We start from the raw sequence: 19,620 nt of genomic DNA, 5'->3' as shown, positions 1-19,620 counted from the left end.
AAGGGCCGCTCGATGGAGCGGCCCTTTTCCTATCTGATCTTGCCGGGCGCTTTAGCGCACGCGCGGTCCGCCGAAAGGCAGTGGCGGGGGCGGGCGACGGGTGCCCCGCGGTAGCTGCGCCTGATAGGCGCGGCCGCAATGATCCACGCAATAAGGGAAACCGGGATTGACCTTGTCGCCGCAGAAATGAAAATCCGGTTCGCCCGGATGACCGATCGGCCATTTGCAGATCCGCTCGGTCAGATCGAGCAGCGATGTCTTGTCGGCAATTTCGGCGCTGGGCTTGGCGGGCACCAGACGGCGGGGCGGGGCAGGCGGAATAGGGGCCTGCTGATCGCCGGGGCCTTGCCGCAGGAAACCGCCGGGACCCACCGAAACAATGCGCGGGGGCGGCGGAGCGACGGGCGCGTCATCGGCGGCAACTTCGCTGGCGGCTGCCACCGGTGGCGCAGGACGAGCGACCGCAGCGGCCGGTGGCGCGGTCGGCGCGGCGTCCCTGGGCGCGTCGACGGCCGCAGCCGCATGCGTTTCCGGCCGCTTTGGCGCCGGGGCCTTCTTCACGCGCGCGGCCTCGTTCGCCTTGACGGGAGACGGGCGCGATTGCAGACCAAGACGGTGCGCCTTGCCGATCACCGCATTGCGGCTGACCCCGCCCAGTTCTTCCGCAATCTGGCTGGCGGTCATTCCTTTTTCCCACATCGCCTTCAGTTGGTCGATGCGTTCGTCGGTCCAGGACAATAGACACTCCTTAACTTAATGGACGGGGCCGCGGTCCGTGGCCTTCACCCGCCTATATAGGAAACCTATATGGGAAACGCACGGGGTGCCTGCAATTCACCAAAACAGCACTTGCCGCGCCAAGTCGCACCCGATAGGCGATCCAGCGATGAACGACCAGTCCCAAAATGGCGACTCCGTTGCCGCTTCTCCTGCTCAGCGTTCGATGATCCGGGTCGAGCCGGGCGTTCCGGTCATCCGCAACGTCAATTGGCCCGGCACGCGCGCGCTCTATCTCAAGGAAGTGCGCCGCTTCATGAAGGTGCAGTTGCAGACGATCTGGGCGCCTTCTGTAACCACCCTGCTGTTCCTCGTGATCTTCACGGTCGCCCTGGGCGGCGGATCACGCACGGTCATGGGCGTGGCCTTTGCGGATTTCATCGCGCCGGGCCTGATCGTCATGGGGATGTTGCAAAACAGCTTCGCGAACAGCAGCTTCTCGCTTCTGGTGGGCAAGATACAGGGGACGTTGATCGATTATCTCATGCCCCCGATCTCGACCGGCGAAATGCTGTTCGCGCTCGTGGCGGCATCGGTAACCCGCGCGATCGCCGTCGGTTTTGCCGTCTGGCTGGCGATGGCGCTATGGCCGGGCGTTACCGTGACGCCGCATCATTACTGGGCCATAGCGTGGTTCGGAATCATGGGATCGGCGTTCCTGGCGTTTCTGGGTGTGCTGACGTCGATCTGGGCCGAGAAGTTCGATCATGCCGCCGCCGTCACCAATTTCGTGATCGCGCCGCTATCTTTGCTGTCAGGCACCTTCTACTCGATCGACCGGCTATCGCCGACGTTCCAGGCGATCAGCCATGCCAATCCGTTTTTCTACATCATTTCCGGCTTCCGCTACGGCTTCGTCGCGGTGCAGGATACCGACATCGCCATCGGTGCCATCGTCATCCTGCTGCTGAACATTCTGGCGGCGGTCGTGTGCTATGCCGTGCTGCGCAACGGGTGGAAGCTCAAGAACTGACTTGCGTACCCGCGCAGTTGCAGTTGCAGCCGCTCAGTGCCGGTGGACCGGTCGCAGACTATATTTGCCATCGGCATAGGCCCCGAACAGGCCGGAAATGGCAGGATGATCGATCGGCTCGTCGCTGTCGTCTACCGTCAGATTCTGCTGACTGACATAAGCGACATAGCTCGCCTCGCCATTTTCTGCGAGCAAATGGTAGAAGGGCTGGTCGCGATCGGGGCGGATATCCTCCGGTATGGCTTCATACCATTCCTCGCTGTTGGCGAAGACCGGATCGATATCGAAAATCACGCCACGAAAGCCGAACAGCCGATGCTGCACCACATCGCCGATGCTGAAGCGGGCGTGACGGACGGGCGGGGCATTGCGGGCGGCGCGGGCGCCAAGCGGACTGAGGCTGTTCATGACTGCAATGTAGGGCGCGTTGATGCGCGCGCAAGAAAAATGCCGCGCCCGCCGCTTGGCAAAGGCGATTTCATTCGCTAATGCCCGCCCCTCGACCCGTCCCGGGCCTGGCCGATGTCAGGCGCACAGCCGGAAAACCTTGCGGAGAGGTGGCAGAGTGGTCGAATGCACCGCACTCGAAATGCGGCGTGCCCGCGAGGGTACCGAGGGTTCGAATCCCTCCCTCTCCGCCAGATTTGTTAGCTGGTCTTCCCGAAGTCGCTTGCCAATGTTTCGTCTTCGTGTAGCAGGTCGTTTCTCGCCAACGCGACCATTCAGCCCAAATGCTAGATGTCTCACACGTAGGTGTTCGATATGCGCAGCCACGAAATGGGATTGATCGCCCATGTCCGTGGCATTGTCAAAGGCGACAACCGTCGTCCTCGCCAAATGACGGACCCAAAATTCTGTCGGCAAACCGGCGTTCTTGACTTCATATTGACCTCGGTTAGGTGTTCGTCATGTTCTCTCCGAAAACTTTCTTTCTGCACAATCCCAAAGCTGGCGGTACGGCGTTACGCAATGTTTTGGCGCAGTTATCGGATGGTTCGCACTCGCCGGTATTCTGGAATGCGCCGAACGAGCAAAGGGACAATCCCGATCGCTTGTGGGATTACGCCGGGTACGATCACTATGCAGGCCACTATGGCTATGAGGTATACGCTAAGCTAGCTAGCGGCCATGCTTTGATTACGAACTTTCGAGACCCGATTCAGCGAATACGTTCAATGTATCGATACTGGCGGCACAACGTGCCCTATTCTTATCTCGATAATGCCAATCCTTTAGATGCCCAAATTGTGGTTCTGGCGAAAGACAGGTCGTTTTCCGACTTCATAAGAACAGACAGTCATGATTTGCTTTTGTACATCAGTAATTTTCATTTTCGGCAGCTGTATCAAAGTGGATGGAAGCGCTGTCGCATGGGTGCGTCGTCTGAGTGGTTAGTCAAAAAGCGCATTCGCAGAATGCCTTGGTTCTATATTGCCGAAGCATCCGAAGCGTCCATATTCCTGCTACAGAATTTCGTTGGGAAGACGAGAAGCATTGATATTCGCAGAGAAAACGAAAGTTTGGGCGATATTGCTGAAACAAGTCCCGATGATGCGGCATATTTGACAAAGTTGAACTTGATGGATTATTCTATCTATTCATATGCGTCGAAAATTCAGTGCGCACGAATAGCCAAGTTGAAACTAGATATGGATAGCTGATATTGGGTCGGCGTGATGCTGGCTCTTGCGAAAAGCACAACTATCGTATATCTGTTGGAGAAAGCGAAGCGGCGACGATTTTAGCTACCAGATATACGTGCCGTGTTGTCCATCGGGCAGTGACTTAGGCCTATTTCGAGCCGACAATCCATTGCGTCCCGGCACCGTATTTCTGTCCGATCCACATGCCGACGTCGGCTTATGACGTTTTCCCGACCAGTCCGAATGCCAGATTGCTTCCATAGCTGGCGACGGCCGCGTCTATCGTCAGGCGCTGTGCCCACCAGCGCAGGTCATAGGCCGAGTTGACCAGTGCCATGATCGTTTGCGCGGCGATCAGTGGATCGACCGGGCGGACAGACCCGTCGGCCATGCCATCGGCCAGCAGACCCGCATAGCGCCGTGCCACGCGGTTAGACCAGGCGACGACTTTCGCGCGTACCGCCGGTGGCAGCGCCTGTAGCGCGCTCGATCGCAGCAATGCCGCCTCGTCATCGAACTGGCGATACAGCAAATCCGTTACGGAGCCGCTGATGCTGGCCCACGCCGTATCTGCCGTGCCGCTGACAGCGAACTGGCTTTGCGTCATGATTTCGAAGCTGCGGCGGAAACAGGCCTCGACCAGATCGTCCTTCGAATCGATGTGATGGTAGAAGCTGCCCTTGGTCACATTGAGATGCGCCGCGATCCGCTCCACGGATGCGCCGCGATAGCTGCGTTCGTTGATGAGGCAGGTGGCGGCGCGCAGGAAATCGTCCTGCATCACTCTTGCGGCACCATCGGCATCGCCGTGAACGGGTGATGGCGTGGGCGCCCATATCGCCGCAGACGATGCTATACCGTGCAACATGATATCGACCAGACGCGCCTGACCCGCGGAAAATCTGCAATGTCGTAACGGTCGATCCAGAATGGCAGCCAGAACAGATTTTCCGCCAGAACATTGGCTTTGCCCGTCAACCGGGCGTGCTCATGCGGATCGGTGCTTCGCCCGAGCAAGGCGCGTATCTTCCCGAAAAGCTCCCGATAGCGCGCCAGCGCCTCCTGTTTGACCGGTTCCTCCAGCGTCCTCAGCTCCAGCAGCAGCGCATGCGGAGGCGCGCTGCCGACCCGCACCGCGCGCAGGTCGTCGAATACGGCAGCGAAAAAAGCGTCGATACGACCAGCGACGTCGTCTGCCTTGGCCGCCTGATCGACATAGGTTTCGTAGCGGGCCATCGTCCGATCGTAGCAGGCAAGGGCCAGTTGCTCCTTGCGCTTGAAATAATATGTGATGCTGGTGGTGTTCAGCCCGACGGCATCTGCCACTGCGGCGAAGGTCATGCCATGCGCGCCCTCGCTGTTGATCAGCGCGGCGGCGGCATCGAGGATGCTGTCATAGGTTTCCTGATAGCGCGCTGTCCGTGCTTCTCCCGGGCCGGTCCGTCCTCTCTCGTCTGTCATTGCGCCAGTGTATCAATCCGCGATCGCCACGTCACGGCCAAAAGGGCGGAAACAGGTCTTTACGGAAAACTGAGTATGCACTAGCGGGGAAGAAATGGACTGCACCGCTGTAACCGGTCGACAGGAAAAATGTAACGGTATGGAAACCCTGCGGACATCGGCGAGCGATGAATATGTGCTGCCGACGGCTGTTGCGGCAGGCTTCGACGCGAAGCGGCTGGCGCGCATTCCCGATTTCGTGCAGCGCAATTTTATCGATGCTGGCATTCTGCCGCATGCACATATCCTGCTGTCACGCGACGGAAATATCGTGCTCGACGCCGTGCTTGGGGCAGCGCGCGCCGATGGCACGGCGTTGCGTCATGACGCATTGTTTCGCATCGCTTCGATGACCAAACCCATCACGTCGGTGGCGTTCATGATGCTGGTCGAAGAGGGTCTCGTTGCGCTTGATACCCCGGTCGCGGCTATTCTGCCCGAATTTGCGACGTCTGAGGTTCGCACCGGAGGGGGCGCGAACGGACAGCCGTTCGCCACGCGGGCGGCCGATGGCCCGATGCGTATGATCGACCTGCTGCGCCATACCAGCGGACTTACCTACAGCTTTCAGGCGCGTACGCCGATCGACGCGGCCTATGGCGCCGCGCGCCTCGACGTGTTTCACCAGACGCGGTCGTCCGACGAATATGTTGCGGCGCTTGCCGCCTTGCCGCTGGAGTTTTCCCCGGGAAGCGGCTGGAACTATTCGGTTGCGACCGATGTGCTCGGCATCGTGATCGAGCGCGTGACGGGCATGCCGCTCGACAGGGTTCTGCGCCAACGCATCTTCGATCCGCTGGCCATGCACGACAGCTTTTTCGTGCTGCCGAAGGGCAAGGACGCCCGCCTGACCGATGCGTGGCAACGGGATGCCGATGGCGTGCGGACGCTTTATGACCGGGGGGAGGCGAGCCGCTGGCGGACAACGCCGGGATCGTTCTCCGGCGGCGGTGGGCTGCTGTCATCCACGCATGACTATCACCGGTTCTGCCTCATGCTCCGCAACGGCGGCACTCTGGACGACGCGCGGCTGCTCTCCCCCAAGACGATTGCCTTGATGACGGCCAACCATCTTCCCGGCGGCGCCGATCTCGCCAGTATTTCGCAATCGCTGTTCAGTGAAAGCCAGAATGGCGGCATCGGCTTTGGCCTGGGTTTCGCCGTCACGCAGAATCCTGCCGTCGCGATGTTGCCCGGCAGCGTCGGCGAATATTACTGGGGCGGTATGCTTTCGACATTCTTCTTCATTGATCCGTGCGAAGGCCTGATTGCCCTGTTCATGACACAGGTCATGCCATCGAGCGCGGTGGCCATCCGCCGTGAACTCAAGACCCTGATTTATGCTGCGCTGACCGATAGCCGAGCTTGATTGCGGAGAATGCCATGACCGACAGCGCAGAATTGACGGCGGACATGCTGGTCGGCGGACTGCTTCGGTTGCTGGAAGTCTCGCCGCTGTCCGACATGCAGTTTCGCGGCGCGCGCATGCCTGGCGGCAAGGGCCGCGTGTTCGGCGGGCAGGTGATCGGGCAGGCGTTGATGGCCGCGATCAAGACGATCGAGGGCGAGAAACTGGTGCATTCACTGCACGCCTATTTCATGCGGCCGGGAGACGAGGATTATCCGATCGACTATCGGGTGGAGGCGGATTTCGACGGCGGCACCTTTTCGAACCGTCGGGTCGTGGCCCTCCAGCATGATAAGCCGATTCTCAATCTCGTCGCGTCATTCCAGAAGCCCGAAGGCGGGTTGAGCCATCAGGTTGCCATGCCCGACGTGCCTCCGCCCGAGGCGCTGGAGGATCAGGCGGATTATGCCCGGCGCCATGCCGACCAGATATCGCCCGCGCATTTCCGCCTGCTGACTCGGCCCAGTCCGCTGGAGATACGCACGGTCGGCGTGCCGACATTCTTTCGTACAGAACCGGGTGACCCATGCTATGCGATGTGGTTCCGGACACGCGCGCCGGTGTCTGCCGATCAGCATCGCCATCGGGCCGTGCTGGCGCTGGCGACCGACCTTGCGCTGCTGGCGACGTCTCTGCTGCCCCATGGCAGGCGGCTCCAGAATGAGAACATACAGGCGGCGAGCCTCGACCATGCGCTGTGGTTTCACGAGGATGTCGCGGTGGACGACTGGTTGCTGTACACCATGGACAGCCCCTGGACCGGCCATGCGCGCGGTTTCAACCGTGGCATGATTTTTAACCGTGCCGGTGTACTGGTCGCCAGTTGTGCGCAGGAGGGTCTGATCCGTCTGAAAGCATAATAAAGGCGTGGCGCAGCGCGCGCGCTTGTGCAATCCTTTGCCCATAATGAGGAGAGGATGCAGCATCGACTGTATCCAGGGGAATGCATCATCATGAACCTCATGCCGACCGAGACGGGCGTAACCGCCAGCCTGCCAAAGCCAGAGCCGCGTCAATCCGATCCCACCATATTGGCGCGCGAAATCGTCGAGCGTCTGACCTATCGGCTGGGCAAGGATGCCACCGCCGCGCAGCCGCACGACTGGCTGCACGCGGTCATTCTTTCGATCCGGGACCGGGTGATCGATGCGTGGATTTCCTCGACCCACAAGACCTATGAGGAACAGGGGCGGCGCGTCTATTATCTGAGCCTGGAGTTCCTGATCGGCCGCCTGATGCGCGACGCCGTATCGAACATGGAATTGCTGGAAGAAATGCGCCAGGCGCTTGCCTCGCTCAACGTCGACATCGACATCATTGCGGAGTTGGAGCCGGATGCGGCGCTCGGCAACGGCGGGCTGGGGCGGTTGGCGGCGTGCTTCATGGAAAGCATGGCAACGGTCGATGTGCCCGCTTACGGCTATGGCATCCGTTATGTGAACGGCATGTTCCGGCAGGAGATTTCCGATGGCTGGCAGGTCGAGCTTCCCGAAACTTGGCTGACGCACGGCAATCCCTGGGAGTTCGAGCGGCGCGAGGCCAGCTATGAAGTCGGCTTCGGTGGCCTGGTCGATCCGGCCGAGGATGAGGATGCCACGCCGCACCAGATGGTGTGGAGACCCGCGGAACGGGTGATCGCGACAGCATTCGACACGCCGATCGCAGGCTGGCGCGGGAAGCGAGTCAACACCCTGCGTCTGTGGACCGCACAACCGATCGACCCGATCCTGCTGGACCGGTTCAATGCGGGCGATCATGTCGGTGCGTTGCAGGAGAGCAATCGGGCGGAATCGCTGACGCGCGTCCTCTATCCCGCCGACAGTTCCCCCGCCGGACAGGAATTGCGGCTGCGGCAGGAGTATTTCTTCTCCGCCGCCTCGCTTCAGGACATTGTGCGGCGACATATCCAGTATTTCGGGGACATCCGTACGTTACCAGACAAGGCGGCGATCCAGCTGAACGACACGCATCCGGCCGTTTCGGTCGCGGAATTGATGCGGGTGCTGCTGGATCAATATGGCCTTGATTTCGATGAAGCCTGGGACATCACCCGGCGCACGTTCAGCTACACCAACCACACCTTGCTGCCTGAGGCGCTCGAAAGCTGGCCCGTGCCCTTGTTCGAACGCCTGCTGCCGCGCCACATGCAGATCGTCTACGCGATCAACAGCCGTCTGCTGGCCGAAGCCCGCCGGGCGGGGGGCTTCGACGATGCGGCGATCGGCACCATATCGCTGATCGACGAGGGCGGTGAGCGGCGGTTGCGGATGGGCAATCTGGCCTTTGCGGGGTCACACAGCATCAATGGCGTATCTGCGCTACACACGGACTTGATGAAGCAGACGGTTTTTGCCGATTTCCATCGCCTGTATCCCACCCGCATCAACAACAAGACCAACGGCGTCACCTTCCGCCGCTGGCTTATGCAGTGCAACCCCGGACTGTTCTCCCTGGTCCGCGAGGCGATCGGCGACCGGTTCATGGACGATGCGGAGGGTTTGCGCGATCTTGACGCCTTTGCGCATGACAGCGCGTTTCAGGAGAAGTTTCTGGCGGTCAAGCGCGCGAACAAGGCGCATCTGGCGCAGGTGCTGCGAGAGCGGGTCAATGCGCGGATAGACCCTGCGGCGCTGTTCGACATCCAGATCAAACGCATTCACGAATATAAAAGGCAATTGCTCAACATCGTCGAGGCGGTGTCGCTCTACGACCAAATCCGCTCGCATCCCGAGCGTGACTGGGTGCCGCGGGTGAAGCTATTCGGTGGCAAGGCGGCGTCGAGCTATCACAATGCCAAGCTCATCATAAAGCTGGCCAATGATGTGGCACGCGTCGTCAATCATGACCCGGCCGTCCAAGGGCTGCTGAAGGTGCAGTTCGTTCCCAATTACAATGTGTCGATGGCGGAAATCATGATTCCGGCAGCCGATCTTTCCGAACAGATTTCGACGGCCGGCATGGAAGCATCGGGCACGGGGAACATGAAGTTTGCCGTGAACGGTGCGCTGACGATCGGTACGCTTGATGGGGCCAATGTCGAAATGCGCGATCATGTCGGCCCGGACAATATCCTGATCTTCGGCCTGACGGCGCAGGAAGTCGCCGACCGGCGCGCCAATGGCTATGCGCCGCGCGACGTGATCGAGGCGAGCTGCGAATTGTCTCAGGCGCTTTCCGCCATCCGGTCGGGCGTATTCTCGCCGGGCCAGCCCGACCGCTATGCAGGATTGATCGACGGGATTTACGATCACGACTGGTTCATGGTGGCCGCGGACTTCGACAGCTATGCCGCCGCGCAGCGTCAGGCCGACCGTCTGTGGAACGATAAGGCCGCCTGGGCGTCCAAGGCGATATACAATGTCGCGCGCATGGGATGGTTCTCTTCGGACCGTACGATCCGCGAATATGCAAGGGACATCTGGAAGGTGCTGCCGTGATGCGGGGATGCTGAGCCAGGCGCGGATTGATGCGCTGATCGCCGGGCGGGAAGCCGATCCCTTTGCCGTGCTGGGTGTTCATCGGGAAGGCCGCACTTTCGTCGCCCGCTGTTTTCTGCCCGACGCGCAAACCGTGCAGGCACAGACGCTCGACGGCAAGGATATGGGAACGCTGGCGCGGCTGCACGATGCCGGGCTGTTCGCAGGGCCGGTGCGCGTAAAGGGGCCGCAGCCGCTCCGGTTCCGCGCGACCTATGCCGACGGCGCCAGCCACGAAACGGTCGACCCCTATGGCTTTGGCCCGGTGCTTGGCCCGATGGACGATTATTTCATCGCGGAAGGGTCGCATCTGCGGCTGTTCGACAAGCTGGGCGCGCATCTTGTCGACCATGAGGGCGTTGCGGGGACGCATTTTGCGGTCTGGGCACCCAATGCGCAGCGGGTTTCGATCGTCGGGGACTTCAATGGCTGGGACGGCCGCAGACACGCGATGCGGTTGCGCGCCGACAGCGGCATCTGGGAGATATTCCTGCCGGAACGTCTCGAAGGGCGGGCCTATAAATATGAGATCATCGGCCCCGATGGCGTCGTTTTGCCGCTCAAGGCCGATCCGTTCGCTTTCCGGTCCGAACTGCGCCCTGCGACCGCATCGGTTGTTGCCGCATTGCCCGCGCATGTCTGGAAAGATACGGCGCATCGCGACCATTGGCAGTCGGCCGATGCCCGTCGGCAGCCGATCTCGATCTACGAAGTGCATGCCGGATCATGGCAGCGCGACGACGCGGGCGGGTTCCTGAGCTGGGATGCCCTGGCCGATCGGCTGATACCCTATGTCGTCGATATGGGCTTTACGCATATCGAGTTTCTGCCGATCAGCGAACATCCCTATGATCCGTCCTGGGGCTATCAGACAACGGGTCTGTATGCGCCCTCGGCACGGTTTGGCGAACCTGAGGGATTTGCGCGGTTTATCGATGGCGCCCATCGGGCGGGGATCAGTGTCATTCTGGACTGGGTGCCAGCGCATTTCCCTACCGATGCGCATGGCCTGGCGCGGTTCGACGGCACAGCCCTCTACGAGCATGATGATCCGCGCAAAGGCTTTCACCCGGACTGGAACACGGCGATCTACAACTTCGGTCGGCGCGAAGTGTCTGCGTTTCTGACCAATAATGCTCTGTTCTGGGCTGAACGCTACCATATCGACGCCTTGCGCGTGGATGCCGTCGCATCGATGCTCTACCTCGATTATTCGCGGAAAGCTGGCGAATGGGTGCCCAATGCGGATGGCGGGCGGGAGAATTGGGAAGCCGTCGACTTCCTGCAGGGGATGAATCGCGCTTTGTACGGCATGGGCGTCGGTGCGATCACCATGGCGGAAGAATCGACGAGTTGGCCCAAGGTCTCGCATCCCGTGCATGAAGGGGGCCTCGGCTTCGGCTTCAAGTGGAACATGGGCTTCATGCACGACACGCTGCGCTATTTGCAGCGCGACGCCGTCCATCGCTGCCATCATCACGACGACATCACCTTCGGTCTGCTTTATGCCTTCACCGAAAACTATGTGCTGCCGCTGAGCCATGACGAAGTCGTGCACGGCAAGGGATCGCTGCTCAACAAGATGGCAGGCGATGACTGGCAGAAGTTTGCCACTTTGCGGGCTTACTATGCGATGATGTGGGGCTATCCCGGCAAAAAGCTGCTGTTCATGGGACAGGAGTTCGCCCAGCGCGGCGAATGGAGCGAAGAGCGGGCGCTCGACTGGCATCTGCTCGATCACCTGCCGCATCGGGGGGTGCAGGCCGTAGTGCGGGACATCAACCGGCTCTATCGCGACCGTACCGCCCTGCATGCGCGTGATTGTGAAGGCGAGGGTTTCCACTGGCTGCTGGTGAACGCCGCCGAAGACTCGGTCTTCGCTTGGGCGCGGCATGCCCCGGGCGCGAAGCCCGTCGTCGTTATCAGCCATTTCACGCCGCTGCTGCGCCACGGCTATGGCCTGCGCCTGCCGCACGGCGGGCGCTGGCGGGAAATACTCAACACCGATGCAGCCGATTATGGCGGCAGCGGTGCGGGCAACAACGGGATGGTTGAAGCGCAGGACGACGGCTGGGTCCACATCACCTTGCCGCCGCTCGCGACACTGATGCTGGAACCGGACGTGTAGGCAAAAGACAGAATAGCGCAAGGAGAGAGCCATGCAGAGGAGACACCAGCCGATCGCCCGCGACGCCATGGCCTATGTGCTGGCGGGCGGACGCGGCAGCCGTTTGGGCGAGTTGACCGACATTCGCGCGAAGCCTGCCGTCCATTTCGGCGGGAAGGCACGGATTATCGATTTTGCGTTGTCCAATGCGCTCAACAGCGGCATCCGCCGGATCGGCGTCGCGACGCAGTACAAGGCCCATTCGCTCATCCGGCATCTCCAGCGCGGGTGGAACTTCTTCCGCACCGAACGCAATGAGAGCTTCGACATATTGCCAGCGAGCCAGCGTGTTTCCGAAAGCCAGTGGTATGAGGGGACGGCCGACGCCGTTTTCCAGAATCTCGATATCATCGAAGCCTATGCCCCCGAGTATATGGTCATCCTGGCGGGCGACCATATCTACAAGATGGATTATGAGCTGATGCTTCAGCAGCATGTTGACAGTGGCGCGGATGTCACCGTCGGCTGTCTGGAGGTGCCGCGCATGGAAGCGACGGGCTTTGGCGTGATGCATGTCGACGAACAGGACCGGATCACCGATTTCGTCGAGAAGCCTGCCGATCCGCCTGCCATTCCCGGACAGCCGGACCGCGCGCTGGCATCGATGGGCATTTATGTGTTCCGTACCAGCGTGCTGGCCGAGCATCTGCGGCGCGACGCCGATACGCCGGGCAGCAAGCGCGATTTCGGCGGCGATATCGTTCCGTACATCGTTCGGCACGGCAAGGCCGTCGCACATCGGTTCGCCAGCAGTTGCATCAGGGCCGAAAGCGAGAAGGAAGCCTATTGGCGGGACGTCGGCACGATCGACGCCTATTGGCAGGCGAACATCGACCTGACTGACGTGGTGCCGCCGCTCGATATCTACGATACCCGATGGCCGCTATGGACACATGCCGAAGTGACCGCGCCCGCGAAGTTCGTGCATGACGAGGACGGTCGTCGCGGATCGGCGACATCTTCGCTGATCGCTGGCGGTTGCATCGTCTCGGGATCGTCACTGCACAAGAGCCTGCTGTTCAGCGGCGTGCGCACGCACAGCTTTTCCTCCGTCACGCAAAGCGTCATCCTGCCCAATTGCGAGATCGGGCGGGGCGCGCGGCTCGACAAATGCGTGCTCGATTCGGGGGTGCGCATTCCCTCCGGCCTCATCGTGGGTGAAGACCCGGAGTTCGACATGCGCTGGTTCCGCCGGACGGACAACGGCATTTGCCTCATCACCAAGGCGATGATCGATGCCTTGCCGGAGCAATATCATCAATGAAGCTGCTGGCGGTTGCGTCCGAAATCCATCCGCTGCTGAAGACCGGCGGTCTGGCCGACGTGGTCGGCGCCCTGCCGCTCGCGCTGGCCCGGCTGGGCATCGAAACGCAAACGCTGATCCCCGGTTATCCCGCCGTGATGGCGGCGATCGGCAAGGGTGTGAAGCGCCATCGCTACGCCAGCCTGTTCGGCGAGACCGCGACGGTTATCGGTGCTACCGTCGCCGGGCTCAATCTGCTGGTGCTGGACTGTCCGGCCTTCTTCATACGGGCGGGCGGTCCCTATGACGATCCGGCAGGCAATGGTTGGGCGGACAATTGGCGACGCTTTGCGGCGCTGTCGCAAGTCGGCGCGGACATCGCTGCCGGATCCCTTAAAGGCTGGCGGCCCGATGTCGTGCATGCGCACGACTGGCAGGGCGCGATGACGCTCGCCTATATGCGCTTCGGCCCGGCCCATGCCGTGGGCAAGGTGATGACCATCCACAACCTGGCGTTTCAAGGCCGTTTCGACGCCGGGATTTTCCCGTTCCTGGGTCTGCCGGCGGAAGCCTGGGGGATGGACGGGGTCGAATATTATGGCGGCACCGGCTTTCTGAAGGCGGGTATCGTGTCCGCCGATGCGATAACCACGGTCAGCCCTACTTATGCGCGCGAAATATGTACCCCCGAAGACGGCATGGGGCTGGACGGCTTGCTGGTAGGGCGGGGGGACCGGCTGCACGGCATATTGAACGGGATCGACATCGAAAGCTGGAACCCGTCGTCCGATCCGCTGATTGCGCGGCCGTTCGGTCGCCGCACGCTGTCGGGGCGCAAGGCCAGCCGCAGGATCATCGAACAGCGGTTCGGGCTGGAGCAGGACGAAAGCCCGCTGTTCATCGTCATCAGTCGCCTGACCTGGCAGAAGGGCATGGATATGCTGGCCGCCAGCCTGGACCAGCTGGTACAGCAGGGCGCGCGGCTGGCGGTGCTGGGTTCGGGCGATCATGCGCTCGAAGGGGCCTTTCTGGCGGGTGCGGAGAAGCATCGTGGCAGAGTGGCGGTGCATATCGGCTATGACGAGCCGCTGTCGCATGTGATGCAGGCGGGCGGCAACGCGATCCTCATCCCTTCGCGCTTCGAACCTTGTGGCCTGACTCAGCTTTACGGTCTGCGTTATGGGTGCGTCCCCGTGGTGGCGCGTGTCGGCGGGCTGGCGGACACAGTGATCGACGCCAATGTGGCGGCGCTGGGCGCAGGCGTTGCCACCGGCATCCAGTTTCATCCGCCTGCGATCGCGCCGCTCCAAGCGGCCATCGCACGGGCCGTGCAGCTGCATGCCGACCGTCCGGCCTGGACGGGCATGCAGCGCGCAGGCATGGTAGCCGATTTTTCATGGCAGCGGAGCGCCGCGCTTTATGCCGCTCTCTACGCATCGCTGGTGCCGTGACGCCCGAGAGCCTGCCGACTCTGGGACCACAGGTGGAGGGCGATGGCACGCGGTTCGCCGTCTGGTCCGCTGCCGAGGCGCTGTGGGTCTGTCTGTTCGACGGCGCGCGGGAAGTGGCGCGGATGCCGATGGCGCGGCAGGATGGCATATTCTCGCTGTTCGCACCGGGCATCGGTGCGGGCGCGCATTATGGCCTGCGCGCCGACGGCCCCTATGATCCGGCGGCGGGGCAATGGTTCGATCCCGACAAGCTGCTGCTTGACCCCTATGCCACGCGTATAGACCGGGCTTTCACCTTCGACCCGCGTCTGGCGGCGCGCCGGGGCGAAGGCGGCGACACCGCGGCGCTGATGCCCAAGGGGATATTGGAGGCGCCGCGCGACCGGCTGCGGCATGCACCTCCCGTCTTTGTGCCTGGCGGCCTCATCTACGAAGTGCAGGTGCGCGGCTTTTCGATGCGGCATCCTGATGTGCCGCCGGATTTGCGCGGTACGCTGCGCGCCTTGGCGCATCCTGCGATCGTTGCGCATCTCAAGCGCCTGAACGTTGCCGCCGTGGAATTGATGCCCATCCATGCCTGGATCGACGAGCGGCATTTGCCGCCGCTGGGTCTGACCAATGCATGGGGGTATAATCCGGTCAGCTATTTCGCGCTCGACCCGCGCCTTGCGCCCGGCGGCATAGCGGATCTTTGCGCCGTGACCGCCGTGCTGCATGATGCGGGGATCGGCGTGATCCTCGACATGGTCTATAATCACGACGGCGAATCCGACGACCAAGGGCCAACACTGTCGCTTCGCGGTCTCGATGCGCGCCGTTATTTTCGGCATGATCTGCACGGGCGGCTTATCAACGATACCGGCACCGGCAACAGCGTCGATTGCAACCATCCCGTCAGTCGTCGCCTGATTCTCGATTCGATGCGGCATCTGGTGCGATACGCCGGGATCGACGGCTTCCGTTTCGATCTGGCACCTGCGCTGGGGCGGTTGCCCGAAGGGTTCCGCAGCGACGCGCCGCTGCTGCGCGAAATGGCGTCCGACCCGCTGCTGGCCGATCGCGTCATGATCGCCGAACCCTGGGACATTGGCCCAGGGGGGTATCAGCTTGGCGCATTTGCCGAAAACTGGCTGGAATGGAACGACCGTTTCCGGGACGATGTGCGGCGTTTCTGGCGCGGGGACAAGCATATGCTGGGCGCGCTTGCGACGCGGATCGCCGGGTCGGCCGATATCTTTCGCCATGGGAAAAGCCGCAGCATCAATTTCCTTGCGGCGCACGACGGATTCACTTTGGCGGATGTGACTGCCTATGCCGACCGGCACAACGATGCCAATGGCGAGGGCAATCGCGACGGTCATGGCGAGAATTATAGTTGGAACAATGGCGTCGAAGGACCGAGCGACGATGCCACGGTGCAGGCGGCGCGGCGCGCCGACGTGATGGCGATGCTATCCACCCTGTTCCTTTCGCGTGGGACGATCATGCTGACGGCGGGGGACGAGTTCGGGCGGACGCAGCAGGGGAACAACAACGCCTATGCGCAGGACAATGCGATCGGGTGGATCGACTGGACGGGCCGCGATGCCGCGATCGAGGCGCATAGCGTCGCGCTGTCCGCACTGCGCGCCGAAATAGCGACCCTGCGGGACATCACTTTGCTCGAGGATGGCGATGTCATCTGGATGCGCGCCGACGGGCAGGCGATGACCGTTGCCGACTGGGAAGCGGCCGATGGCGATCTGCTGGCTTTCCGCCTGATGCCTGACGGTCCGTGCGTCTTCATCAATCGGCGGCATGAACCTTCCGTCTTCGCGACGGGCGACCGGATGATCGACGTGCCCGCGCGCGCGGTGCGGGTGATTGCCTGATCTGCACCACGCAAAACCCCCGCGCCGTGAGGAGCGGGGGTTGAGGCATCTTGCGAAGCAAATGTTGTGGTCGGGGAAAGAGGATTCGAACCTCCGGCCCCTGCCTCCCGAAGACAGTGCTCTACCAGGCTGAGCTATTCCCCGACCGATGCGGAACAGTGCAGGCACCGTCCCGTCAAGGCAGGCGGCGGTCTATAGTTTGGGGTTGCCGATGTGGCAAGCGTTGCGTTGCCGCTTTTTTGCCATCCGCCGCCGCCTACACCAGCCCTGCGCTTCGAAAGCTGAAATGGCATGGGCCGGCCACGATCACATGATCGCACAGCCGCACGCCGAGCGGTGCAAGCATCCGCGCGAGGCGGCGTGTCACCCGGATGTCGGCGGCACTGGGCGAGGCATTGGGCGAGGGGTGCGTGTGCAGCAGAATGATGCCCCTGCAACGGGTGCGCACAACGGCTTGTATGATCCGGCGCCAGGGCAGGGGCAGGCGGTCGGCCGTGCCGTGGAACATGATACGGTCGATCGCCCGGCCACGGATATCGACCAGAACGACAAGGCCGCATTCGCGCGGCGTGGAAACCGGAGACAGTTGCGGTGGAACGAAGGGACGGGACATGGCGTCAGGATCATCGATTCCCCGTCCTGCGCCACCGCCAACTCTCTCCGTTTCGCAGGGCATAAGCGGATGATCCGACCAAATCGGACCAATCAGCGGAGCACGACACATGATTGGATCGTCGAGACCGCTGCGCTAAGGCTGATCGCCTACCGGGAATCGAGGGGCTGATCATCGTGCCGACAGAAACGCATTACGAGCAGCAATATCTCGACCTGATGCGCCATATATGGACACATGGGGACGAAAGGATCGACCGGACCGGCGTCGGCACGCGGTCGATCTTCGGGGCGACGATGCGCTTCAGCCTGGCCGATGACGCTGTGCCGCTGCTTACGACCAAGCGCGTGTACTGGAAGGCCGCTGCCCGTGAAATGCTGTGGTTCCTGAGCGGCGACACGAACATCCGTCCGCTGGTGGCACAAGGCGTGCACATCTGGACCGACTGGCCGCTGGCGACTTATCGCCAGGCAACGGGGGAAGATATCGACCGCGACACATTCGAGGCCCGGATCATCGCGGAGCCCGATTTCGCCGCGCAATGGGGTGATCTGGGCCCGGTCTATGGCGCGCAATGGACTAACTGGCCACGCTACGAACCCACCGGAGACGGGCTGTTCCGTCGCGCGGCGCAGGGGCATAACCAGATTGCCGATCTGGTCGATGCGATCCGCACCAATCCCGGTTCACGCCGTCTACTGTTCACGGGGTGGAATGTCGCCGATCTGGCCGGAATGGCGCTTCCGCCCTGTCACATGACCTATCAGTTCCACGTCAGCGACGGCAGACTGTCCGGCCTGCTCTTCCAGCGGAGTTGCGATCTGGGGTTAGGCTTCGCGTTCAACATCTTCGGCCTGTCGATGCTGACACGGATGTTGGCGCAGCAATGCGATCTCGCGCCGGGTGAGGCGATCTGGAGCGGTGGCGACGTGCACCTCTATCTCAACCACGCCGATCTGGTCGAATCGCAGCTTGATCGTACGCCATCCGGCGCGCCGAAACTGATATTGCGTCGACGGCCAGACAGCATCTTCGCTTATGATATCGCCGATTTCGACGTCGTCGATTATGCGCCGCAGGCCCCAATTTCCGCGCCTGTCGCCGTGTAAACTGCAATTTAGGACAGTAAGGCTTGCCTTTCTGCGGCGGTGTAATAATATAGCGGGCATGGGCAACAATGTTGCGCCGCACAAGAACGGCGCTTGGAGCAGCGATGACCGATTTCGTTTCCGGCGAACATCAGGGGCGCAATCTGCCGCCGCTGACATTGCATGTGCCAGAGCCACGTTTCCGTCCCGGCGATACCGCTGATTTCAGTGACGTCGACGTACCGGCCGCCGGTGTGACGCCCCGACCGGACGAACAAGCGTCAGCCGGAGCGATACGTGATCTGGCTTACGGTCTGGTGCGGGTGCTGGACGATGAAGGCAGGGCTGTAGGCCCGTGGAACCCCAACCTTGCCGACGACATGCTGTTGCGCATGCTCCGGTCGATGGCGCTCACGCGCGCATTCGATGAGCGCATGTTCCGGGCACAGCGGCAGGGAAAGACGAGCTTCTACATGAAATGCACGGGCGAGGAGGCCGTGTCGATCGCCGCCGCCCATGCGCTGGCTTATGACGACATGTGCTTTCCCAGCTACCGCCAGCAGGGCCTGTTGATCGCGCGCGACTGGCCGCTGATCGACATGATGAACCAGATCTACTCGAACAGTGCCGATCGCCTGAAGGGGCGGCAGTTGCCGATCATGTATTCGGTGCGTGATGCTGGTTTCTTCTCGATTTCCGGCAATCTGACGACGCAGTGGCCCCAGGCGGTTGGCTGGGCGATGGCCAGTGCGGCGCGCGGTGACACCCGAATCGCGGCAACATGGTGCGGGGAGGGATCGACGGCCGAAGGCGATTTCCATTCCGCCTGCACCTTCGCCAGCGTCTATCGCGCGCCGGTCATCCTCAACATCGTCAACAACCAGTGGGCGATCAGCAGCTTTTCGGGCTTTGCCGGCGGTGAGAACACAACTTTTGCGGCGCGTGGCGTCGGCTACGGCATCGCCAGCCTGCGGGTGGACGGTAATGACGCGCTGGCGGTTTATGCTGCGACGCGCTGGGCAGCCGACCGCGCCCGCAGCAACGCCGGGCCGACATTGATCGAGCATTTCACCTATCGCGCCGAAGGGCACAGCACATCGGACGATCCGGGCCAATACCGCTCCGCCGACGAAGGCAGCGCCTGGCCGCTGGGTGATCCCATCGCACGGCTCAAGGCGCATGTGATTGGGCTCGGCATCTGGGACGAGGAACGCCATGCAGCCATGGACCTGGAGCTTGCCAATTTGGTGAAGGACGCCGCCCGCGCAGCCGAGAAGAACGGCATTCTCGGTCATGGCATGCATCAGGGTTTCGAGACGATGTTCGAGGATGTGTTCGAGGACATGCCCTGGCATCTCAAGGAGCAACTCGCGATGGCGCTGCGCGAAAAGAAGGCGGCCGGGGTATGAC

16 protein-coding genes and 2 tRNA genes are annotated in these 19,620 nt (G+C 61.9%); 12 read left to right on the top strand and 6 right to left on the bottom strand.

Annotated elements, in window-relative coordinates; translation table 11 throughout:
- Positions 1-51: 51 nt before the first annotated feature.
- The gene (locus tag ENE74_RS10870) at positions 52-738 is read right to left on the bottom strand and encodes a GcrA family cell cycle regulator (protein WP_127690954.1); all 687 of its coding nucleotides are present in this window, start codon (positions 736-738) and stop codon (positions 52-54) included.
- A gap of 148 nt (positions 739-886) precedes the next feature.
- Between ENE74_RS10870 and ENE74_RS10865 the strand changes: the two genes are divergently transcribed.
- Positions 887-1,750 (top strand): ABC transporter permease, encoded by an 864-nt coding sequence (locus tag ENE74_RS10865; protein ID WP_127690953.1) that lies wholly within the window; start codon positions 887-889, stop codon positions 1,748-1,750.
- Between the two features lie 33 nt (positions 1,751-1,783).
- Here the strand turns inward: ENE74_RS10865 and hspQ are convergent, their stop codons facing one another.
- Complete coding sequence (gene hspQ, locus ENE74_RS10860; RefSeq protein WP_127690952.1) at positions 1,784-2,158, bottom strand: heat shock protein HspQ; 375 nt, start codon at positions 2,156-2,158, stop codon at positions 1,784-1,786.
- Between the two features lie 143 nt (positions 2,159-2,301).
- On the opposite strand from hspQ, the gene ENE74_RS10855 reads away from it, so the two are divergent.
- Positions 2,302-2,391: transfer RNA gene (locus ENE74_RS10855), tRNA-Ser, on the top strand.
- 267 nt (positions 2,392-2,658) lie between these two features.
- Positions 2,659-3,411: a sulfotransferase family 2 domain-containing protein gene (locus tag ENE74_RS10850; protein ID WP_127690951.1), complete on the top strand. Its 753-nt coding sequence runs from the start codon at positions 2,659-2,661 to the stop codon at positions 3,409-3,411.
- Between the two features lie 199 nt (positions 3,412-3,610).
- On the opposite strand, the gene ENE74_RS10845 is transcribed toward ENE74_RS10850, so the two are convergent.
- Complete coding sequence (locus tag ENE74_RS10845; RefSeq protein ID WP_127690950.1) at positions 3,611-4,261, bottom strand: TetR/AcrR family transcriptional regulator; 651 nt, start codon at positions 4,259-4,261, stop codon at positions 3,611-3,613.
- Positions 4,246-4,854: a TetR/AcrR family transcriptional regulator gene (locus tag ENE74_RS10840; protein ID WP_127690949.1), complete on the bottom strand. Its 609-nt coding sequence runs from the start codon at positions 4,852-4,854 to the stop codon at positions 4,246-4,248. The genes ENE74_RS10845 and ENE74_RS10840 overlap by 16 nt, the downstream gene beginning before the upstream one ends.
- Before the next feature lie 139 nt (positions 4,855-4,993).
- Here ENE74_RS10840 and ENE74_RS10835 point away from each other — a divergent pair, with 139 nt between their 5' ends.
- The 7 genes from ENE74_RS10835 (at position 4,994) to glgX (ending at position 16,509) form a co-directional block, all read left to right on the top strand.
- On the top strand, positions 4,994-6,262 hold the full coding sequence (locus ENE74_RS10835; protein WP_127690948.1) for a serine hydrolase domain-containing protein: 1,269 nt from the start codon (positions 4,994-4,996) through the stop codon (positions 6,260-6,262).
- A 14-nt stretch (positions 6,263-6,276) separates the two neighbouring features.
- Positions 6,277-7,161 carry an acyl-CoA thioesterase gene (locus ENE74_RS10830; protein ID WP_127690947.1) on the top strand — a complete coding sequence of 295 codons (885 nt, stop codon included), beginning with the start codon at positions 6,277-6,279 and terminating at the stop codon, positions 7,159-7,161.
- A 102-nt stretch (positions 7,162-7,263) separates the two neighbouring features.
- Positions 7,264-9,738, top strand: coding sequence for a glycogen/starch/alpha-glucan phosphorylase (locus ENE74_RS10825; RefSeq protein WP_127691175.1), 2,475 nt, complete (start codon positions 7,264-7,266; stop codon positions 9,736-9,738).
- A gap of 7 nt (positions 9,739-9,745) precedes the next feature.
- Complete coding sequence (gene glgB / locus ENE74_RS10820; RefSeq protein ID WP_127690946.1) at positions 9,746-11,905, top strand: 1,4-alpha-glucan branching protein GlgB; 2,160 nt, start codon at positions 9,746-9,748, stop codon at positions 11,903-11,905.
- 31 nt (positions 11,906-11,936) lie between these two features.
- Entirely contained in the window at positions 11,937-13,208 is a 1,272-nt protein-coding gene (gene glgC, locus ENE74_RS10815) for a glucose-1-phosphate adenylyltransferase (protein ID WP_127690945.1), read from the top strand.
- Positions 13,205-14,638, top strand: coding sequence for a glycogen synthase GlgA (gene glgA, locus ENE74_RS10810; protein WP_127690944.1), 1,434 nt, complete (start codon positions 13,205-13,207; stop codon positions 14,636-14,638). The genes glgC and glgA overlap by 4 nt, the downstream gene beginning before the upstream one ends.
- The gene (glgX, locus tag ENE74_RS10805) at positions 14,584-16,509 is read left to right on the top strand and encodes a glycogen debranching protein GlgX (protein ID WP_127690943.1); all 1,926 of its coding nucleotides are present in this window, start codon (positions 14,584-14,586) and stop codon (positions 16,507-16,509) included. Before glgA ends, glgX begins: the two co-directional genes overlap by 55 nt.
- A gap of 67 nt (positions 16,510-16,576) precedes the next feature.
- On the opposite strand, the gene ENE74_RS10800 is transcribed toward glgX, so the two are convergent.
- A tRNA-Pro gene (locus ENE74_RS10800) sits at positions 16,577-16,653 on the bottom strand.
- A 112-nt stretch (positions 16,654-16,765) separates the two neighbouring features.
- Positions 16,766-17,122 (bottom strand): JAB domain-containing protein, encoded by a 357-nt coding sequence (locus tag ENE74_RS10795; protein ID WP_164847450.1) that lies wholly within the window; start codon positions 17,120-17,122, stop codon positions 16,766-16,768.
- A 176-nt stretch (positions 17,123-17,298) separates the two neighbouring features.
- On the opposite strand from ENE74_RS10795, the gene thyA reads away from it, so the two are divergent.
- Both thyA and ENE74_RS10785 read left to right on the top strand, forming a co-directional pair.
- Positions 17,299-18,231, top strand: a complete 933-nt coding sequence (gene thyA, locus ENE74_RS10790; protein WP_277601368.1) for a thymidylate synthase — start codon at positions 17,299-17,301, stop codon at positions 18,229-18,231.
- Between the two features lie 104 nt (positions 18,232-18,335).
- A complete protein-coding gene (locus tag ENE74_RS10785) occupies positions 18,336-19,619 on the top strand; it encodes a 3-methyl-2-oxobutanoate dehydrogenase (2-methylpropanoyl-transferring) subunit alpha (RefSeq protein ID WP_127690941.1) in 1,284 nt (427 codons plus the stop codon).
- Position 19,620 lies beyond the last annotated feature (1 nt).

Source organism: Sphingobium algorifonticola (assembly GCF_004005485.1).
Taxonomy (GTDB): Bacteria; Pseudomonadota; Alphaproteobacteria; order Sphingomonadales; family Sphingomonadaceae; genus Sphingobium; species Sphingobium algorifonticola.
This window is presented reverse-complemented; position numbering and strand designations above follow the sequence as displayed.